Raw genomic sequence first — 6,542 nt, forward strand, 5'->3', positions numbered from 1 at the left:
GAAGGGAGCGGTTAGCTGTTGCGATCGGGATGCGCCGCCTGGAACGCCTCGAGCTGGTTGGCCTTGGCATCATAGGCGACGAGATTGGGATAATCGTCGAGCGCGATATCGAAACGGCGCGCGTTGAACATCTGCGGCACGAGGCAGATATCGGCAACGCCGGGCAGGTCCCCGGACAGATAGGTGCCGCCATAGCGGATCGCGAGCGCTTCGAGCGCGGCGAACCCTTCGCGCACCCAATGCGCATACCAGGCATCGATTTCGTCCTGCGGATGGCCGAGATCCTGCTTCAGATATTTGAGCACGCGCAGATTGTTGAGCGGATGGATATCGCACGCGACCAGCTGCGCCATCGCGCGCACCTGCGCGCGCGCCACGAGATCGTCGGGCAGGAAGGAGGGGATCGGACAGGCTTCTTCGAGATAATCGACGATCGCCATCGACTGGATGAGATCGCCGCCCGTCACTTCCAGGGTCGGCACCAGCCCCTGCGGGTTGCGCGCGCGATACTCGCTATTTTTCTGCCCGTCCTCGAGCAGGTTCACCGGGATCCGCTCATAGTCATAGCCCTTGAGGTTGAGCGCGATGCGGACGCGATAGGCGGCCGAGGACCGGAAATAATCGTAGAGGCGGACCATCAGGCGGCCTTTCCTGCTTTGCGCCCTGGCTTTCGTTCGGCCACTTCGCGCCTTATGTCTGCGCCATGTTCGTCGAGCCGGGGCGCCGGACGGATATCGGAATCCGGCCGCGCGCCGAATTTGACCGGTGGCTGCATCTCGACATAGGCGCCCTCGCTCGGATGATCGCACCGCTTGAAGAAACCCGTCGCTTCGAGATGCGGATCCTCGAAAATCTCCTCGACGTCGCGGCAGGCGATGCACGGGATCCCGGCAGCGTTGAGGATATCGGTCCACTCGGCGCTCGTTTTCGCCGGCGTCAGTTCGGCGATCCGGCGATAGAGCGCGGGCTGGTTGCGGAACCGGCCGATCGGCGTGTCGAACGGCTCGCGCTTCAGCATCTCCGGATCGCCGAGCAGTTCGAACAGCGTCACCCAATTGGGATCGACATAGGGAACGAGGCTGACATGCCCGTCCGCAGTCGGGAAGGGCTGGCGGTCGGGATCGACCTGGCGCCGGTAGAGGATCGGCTCTTGCGGCGGATCGAAGGTCGCGCCGAACAGATGCTCTTCATAGAGAAACTGGGTGAAGGCCTCGAACATCGGCACTTCGACGCACTGTCCCTCGCCGGTGCGCAGCTTGTGGATCAGCGCCGCCATCGTCGCATAGGCGCCGTGAAGCCCGGCAACCTTGTCGGCGATCGCGGAGGGGATGTAGCGCGGCGCGGGATCGCCATCGACGCGGCTCATCAGCGAGGTCGCCCCGCTCGCCGCCTGGACGAGATCGTCATAGCATTGCAGCGGTTCATAGGGGCCGCCGGGGCCGAAGCCGGTGCAATGGACATATACGATGTCGGGCTTGATCGCCTTCACATCCTCATAGCCGAAGCCGAGCCTCTCGATGCCCGACTTCCTAACATTGTGAATGAAAACGTCGGCATCGGCGAGCAGGCCCTGCATCACCTCCCGGTCTTCCTCGCTGCGCAGGTCGAGCGCGATCGAACGCTTGCCGCGATTGAGCGTCATATGGCAGGCGCCCATGCCCTTGGTGACGGCGGGCTTGCCGGCGCTGCGAAAATGGTCGCCCTGCGGGGTTTCCACCTTGATGACATCGGCGCCGCAATCGGCGAGCGTCTGCGTCGCATAGGGACCGAAAATCACGCTCGTCATATCGACGATGCGCAGCCCTTCCAGCAATTTGGGACCTGCCATCGACGCCTCCTCCGGGAGCCTCCATATCGAAGCCCGCACGGTTTCGCCATGGCCCACGCCACCTTGCTTGCCGCTACTTTGGCAAGGGGAATCCGCCGCCGGTTCCGCCCAGGCTCGGCGCACCGGCATTCACGGACCTGCGCATAGAATAGCCAAGCAGTTCGTAAATACTTTCTTAATACCCGTTAACGAATACTGGTATTTTATAAGTAAAATTCCATTTACCATGCCTTTATTGGAACCAACCCAGCATTATGACGTTTGTGCAGAATGATATTTCTGGGGAAGAGCCATGATTAGCAATAACGGGGCGACCGAATTCACGACATTCTCGGTTGCCGATTCCGGGCCGGTTCCGATCGATCGCCGGACCGGGCAGCGCTATATGAGCGTGTTGCAGGCCGGCAAGATCATCACCAGCACGATGCAGGAACTCTGCCTGATCCGGAACATCTCTTCCGGCGGCATGATGGCCGAGGTTTTCGCCCCGCTCGACGATAACGAACATGTGGAGATCGAGTTCAAGGCCGGCAAGATCGTCAGCGGCATCGTCCGCTGGGTCGTCGACGGCCGCGCCGGCGTCGAGTTCGTCGAAAAGATCGACGTGCACGAGGTGCTTGCGCCCCATGGCGGCGCGATGGCGCCGCGCGCACCGCGCCTCAACATCCATGGCCAGGCGAGGATCGCGATCGGCGACAAGCACGAAACCGTACAGGTGATCGATATCTCGCAGGGCGGAGTGAAGGTAAGCGTTTCCGCAATGCTCGAGCGCGGCGCCGATGTCGTCGTCGAGATCGACGGCCTGCCGGTCCGCGCCAGCGTCGTGCGCTGGGTCGAGGGCGGCTATGCCGGCATCTCGTTCAACCGCACCATGCCGCTCGACCAGGTGGCTTTCTGGGCCGCCCAGCAGGAAACGCAGCGCGGCTTCGCCGGCTCTCCCTCGGTGCCGCCCATGGCCGCCGCCCACTAATTTCTCGCTCCAATGCGGTTGGTCCCGCACGCCGCGGCGTCGTACGATGCCGCGGCGTTTTTTGTGCGCGGCCCGAGGCGGCGAGGGCCGCGCGATCGCGCTGGCCGGGGACGGGCGATCGGGCGTGGCGCCGGGGGGATCCGGCGATGCTCCGCGAAACGGCCGGCGCTCCGCCAGGTTCGCCATCGCAGCGCATAAAAAAACCCCGCCGAAGCGGGGTCTCTTTTGGTGTCAGGCTGGTTGCGGGGGCAGGATTTGAACCTGCGACCTTCAGGTTATGAGCCTGACGAGCTACCGGGCTGCTCCACCCCGCGCCAACTTGAGGCCGGTGCGGCCAAAGGCTCTGACAATCGTAAATGGGCTTTCCCTGACCGTTTTCCACGCCGGCTACAAAGCCTGGCGGCGACCTACTCTTCCGTGCCTTAAGACACAGTACCATCGGCGCTGTCAGGTTTCACGGCCGAGTTCGGGATGGGATCGGGTGGGTCACTGACGCCATAGCCACCAAGCTATGAAGCCGGCGTAGAAAGGGGAAAGAAATCGATACCCGTCATGGGCTAAGACTCTTGATTATCCAGAACCAACGGACAAGTGCTCGGCACTGTCGTCGATGGTGGAACTCTCGAGTGTAAAAAGAGCTATTAGGACCGGTTAGCTACACGCATTACTGCGCTTCCACACCCGGCCTATCAACGTGGTGGTCTTCCACGGCTCGATGATATCTTATCTTGAGGGAGGCTTCCCGCTTAGATGCTTTCAGCGGTTATCCCGTCCATGCATAGCTACCCTGCTGCGCGGCTGGCGCCACGACAGGTCCACCAGAGGCATGTTCACCCCGGTCCTCTCGTACTAGGGGCAACTCCTCTCAAATATCGACGCCCACGGCAGATAGGGACCAAACTGTCTCGCGACGTTCTGAACCCAGCTCACGTACCACTTTAATTGGCGAACAGCCAAACCCTTGGGACCTGCTCCAGCCCCAGGATGTGATGAGCCGACATCGAGGTGCCAAACAACCCCGTCGATATGAGCTCTTGGGGGTTATCAGCCTGTTATCCCCGGCGTACCTTTTATCCGTTGAGCGATGGCCCTTCCACGAGGGACCACCGGATCACTATGACCGACTTTCGTCTCTGCTCGACCTGTCGGTCTCGCAGTCAGGCAGGCTTATGCCATTGCACTCTCGCAGTCGATTTCCAACCGACCTGAGCCTACCATCGCGCGCCTCCGTTACTCTTTAGGAGGCGACCGCCCCAGTCAAACTACCCGCCACAGAGGGTCCCTGATCCAGATTCATGGATCTAGGTTAGACATCAAAAAACAGCAGGGTGGTATTTCACTTGTTGGCTCCACGACATCTGGCGACGTCGCTTCAAAGCCTCCCACCTATTCTACACAGTTGTTTCCTAATGCCACTCTGAAGCTGCAGTAAAGGTGCACGGGGTCTTTCCGTCTAACCGCGGGTACTCCGCATCTTCACGGAGAATTCAATTTCGCTGAGTTGGTGTTGGAGACAGTGGGGAAGTCGTTACGCCATTCGTGCAGGTCGGAACTTACCCGACAAGGAATTTCGCTACCTTAGGACCGTTATAGTTACGGCCGCCGTTCACCGGGGCTTCAATTCGGAGCTTGCACTCCTCCTTTTAACCTTCCGGCACCGGGCAGGCGTCAGACCCTATACGTCGTCTTGAAGCCGACTTAGCAGAGCCCTGTGTTTTTGATAAACAGTCGCTACCCCCCAGCTTGTGCCCCCTGTCAAAAGTTGCCTTCTGACAGGGCCTCCTTCTCCCGAAGTTACGGAGGCAATTTGCCGAGTTCCTTCAACACCATTCTCTCAAGCGCCTTGGTATACTCTACCTGCCCACCTGTGTCGGTTTAGGGTACGGTCTATACGGTGGGGCTATTTCCTGGAACCTCTTCGAAGCCTGTTCAATCCAATAAGAACAGACAACACACGAGATCCGTCACACACCACCAGGCCCACGAATATTAACGTGGTTCCCATCGACTACCCCCTTCGGGCTCGTCTTAGGGGCCGGCTTACCCTGCTCAGATTAGCTTTAAGCAGGAACCCTTGGGCTTTCGGCGACAGGGCATCTCACCCTGTTTATCGCTACTCATGTCAGCATTCGCACTTCCGATACGTCCACGGTCCATTACCAGACCGCTTCATCCGCCTACGGAACGCTCCGCTACCGCGTGGATAAATCCACACCCTAAGCTTCGGTACATATCTTTAGCCCCGTTACATCTTCGCCGCAGAAACCCTTATTTAGACCAGTGAGCTGTTACGCTTTCTTTAAAGGATGGCTGCTTCTAAGCCAACCTCCTGGTTGTTTTGGGATTTCCACATGCTTTCACACTTAGATATGATTTGGGGACCTTAGCTGTAGGTTAGGGCTGTTTCCCTTTCGACGACGGACCTTAGCACCCGCCGTCTGTCTCCCGGATAGTATTCTTGGGTATTCGGAGTTTGGTTAGGTTTGGTAGATCTCGCGACCCCCTAGCCCATCCAGTGCTCTACCCCCCAAGATATTCGTCCGAGGCACTACCTAAATAGTTTTCGCGGAGAACCAGCTATTTCCCGGCTTGATTGGCCTTTCACCCCTAAACACAGCTCATCCGATAATTTTTCAACATTATACGGTTCGGCCCTCCAGTGCGTGTTACCGCACCTTCAGCCTGGCCATGCCTAGATCGCCGGGGTTCGGGTCTAATGCATCATACTCAGTCGCGCTATTAACACTCGCTTTCGCTTCGCCTCCGCCTAACGGCTTAAGCTTGCATGATACATTAAGTCACTGACCCATTATGCAAGAGGTACGCTGTCACCCCGCAAGGGGGCTCCAACTGATTGTAAGCATTCGGTTTCAGGAACTGTTTCACTCCCCTCATCGGGGTGCTTTTCACCTTTCCCTCACGGTACTTGTTCACTATCGGTCATACACGAGTATTTAGGCTTGGAGGGTGGTCCCCCCATGTTCAGACAGGATTTCACGTGTCCCGCCCTACTCGATTCACAAGTTTCGTTTACGCATACGGGGCTGTCACCCGCTATGGCCAAACTTTCCAGAATGTTCTGCTGACTACGCTTGCTTAATAGGCCTGGTCCGCGTTCGCTCGCCACTACTAACGGAATCTCGGTTGATGTCTTTTCCTCCGGTTACTGAGATGTTTCAGTTCGCCGGGTTCGCTTCACCAAAGCTATATATTCACTTCGGTGATATCCTTTCCACCTCTTTCCGAGCCCGGCCGTTCCGAAGAACGATCGAGAGCGAAAAGAAATGGTGAGGATGGGTTTCCCCATTCGGAAATCTGCGGATCAAAGGTTGCTCACACCTCCCCGCAGCTTATCGCAGCGTGCCACGTCCTTCATCGCCTGTGTATGCCAAGGCATCCACCAAATGCTCTTACCTCACACTTGAGAGTCCGCACCATCAACGACAATGCCGGGTCACCAGGACTTCAGAAAAGCCCCGATTACCACTCGACATGCACTGCCGCATGATACGGATAATCATTAATCTCAGCCTTTATTCATACACCCCCTCGAGGATAAGGAGGGGGTGCGATATTGCAGTAACATTTTGAGCGTTTCGGTCATATCAAACCGAAACAAATGCTACCGCGGCATCGATTTCTAAAACCCATTTACGATGTCAAAGAGGCGGGCAATTCCCGCCATTATCCGCGCCGAAGCGCGGAATTACGTGTCTTCATATCTGGAGGATGGTGGAGCCTATC

General features: G+C 58.0%; 3 protein-coding genes, 2 tRNA genes and 2 rRNA genes (1 of these 7 running past the window's edge). 1 reads left to right on the top strand and 6 read right to left on the bottom strand.

Features of this window, described 5'->3' with window-relative positions:
* Nucleotides 1–11 precede the first annotated feature (11 nt).
* Both maiA and H6P80_RS00380 read right to left on the bottom strand, forming a co-directional pair.
* Nucleotides 12–638 (bottom strand): maleylacetoacetate isomerase, encoded by a 627-nt coding sequence (gene maiA / locus H6P80_RS00375; RefSeq protein ID WP_185799385.1) that lies wholly within the window; start codon nt 636–638, stop codon nt 12–14.
* Nucleotides 638–1,828: a CaiB/BaiF CoA transferase family protein gene (locus H6P80_RS00380; RefSeq protein WP_185799386.1), complete on the bottom strand. Its 1,191-nt coding sequence runs from the start codon at nt 1,826–1,828 to the stop codon at nt 638–640. Before H6P80_RS00380 ends, maiA begins: the two co-directional genes overlap by 1 nt.
* A 292-nt stretch (nt 1,829–2,120) precedes the next feature.
* Here H6P80_RS00380 and H6P80_RS00385 point away from each other — a divergent pair, with 292 nt between their 5' ends.
* Nucleotides 2,121–2,798, top strand: coding sequence for a PilZ domain-containing protein (locus H6P80_RS00385; RefSeq protein ID WP_185799387.1), 678 nt, complete (start codon nt 2,121–2,123; stop codon nt 2,796–2,798).
* A gap of 237 nt (nt 2,799–3,035) precedes the next feature.
* Here H6P80_RS00385 and H6P80_RS00390 read toward each other — a convergent pair.
* The 4 genes from H6P80_RS00390 to H6P80_RS00405 all read right to left on the bottom strand — a co-directional run.
* A tRNA-Met gene (locus H6P80_RS00390) sits at nt 3,036–3,112 on the bottom strand.
* Between the two features lie 80 nt (nt 3,113–3,192).
* Nucleotides 3,193–3,307: ribosomal RNA gene (rrf, locus tag H6P80_RS00395) — 5S ribosomal RNA — on the bottom strand.
* A gap of 112 nt (nt 3,308–3,419) precedes the next feature.
* Nucleotides 3,420–6,222: ribosomal RNA gene (locus H6P80_RS00400) — 23S ribosomal RNA — on the bottom strand.
* 306 nt (nt 6,223–6,528) lie between these two features.
* Nucleotides 6,529–6,542 (bottom strand) — tRNA-Ala (locus tag H6P80_RS00405); it runs 62 nt beyond the window's last position.

The organism is Parasphingopyxis marina, from assembly GCF_014237875.1.
Lineage (GTDB): Bacteria > Pseudomonadota > Alphaproteobacteria > Sphingomonadales > Sphingomonadaceae > Parasphingopyxis > Parasphingopyxis marina.

Bases quoted from the DNA above. Each gene is read 5' to 3' on its own strand.
- maiA (WP_185799385.1), bottom strand. From the start codon at position 638: ATGGTCCGCCTCTACGATTATTTCCGGTCCTCGGCCGCCTATCGCGTC.
- H6P80_RS00385 (WP_185799387.1), top strand. From the start codon at position 2,121: ATGATTAGCAATAACGGGGCGACCGAATTCACGACATTCTCGGTTGCC.
- H6P80_RS00380 (WP_185799386.1), bottom strand. From the start codon at position 1,828: ATGGCAGGTCCCAAATTGCTGGAAGGGCTGCGCATCGTCGATATGACG.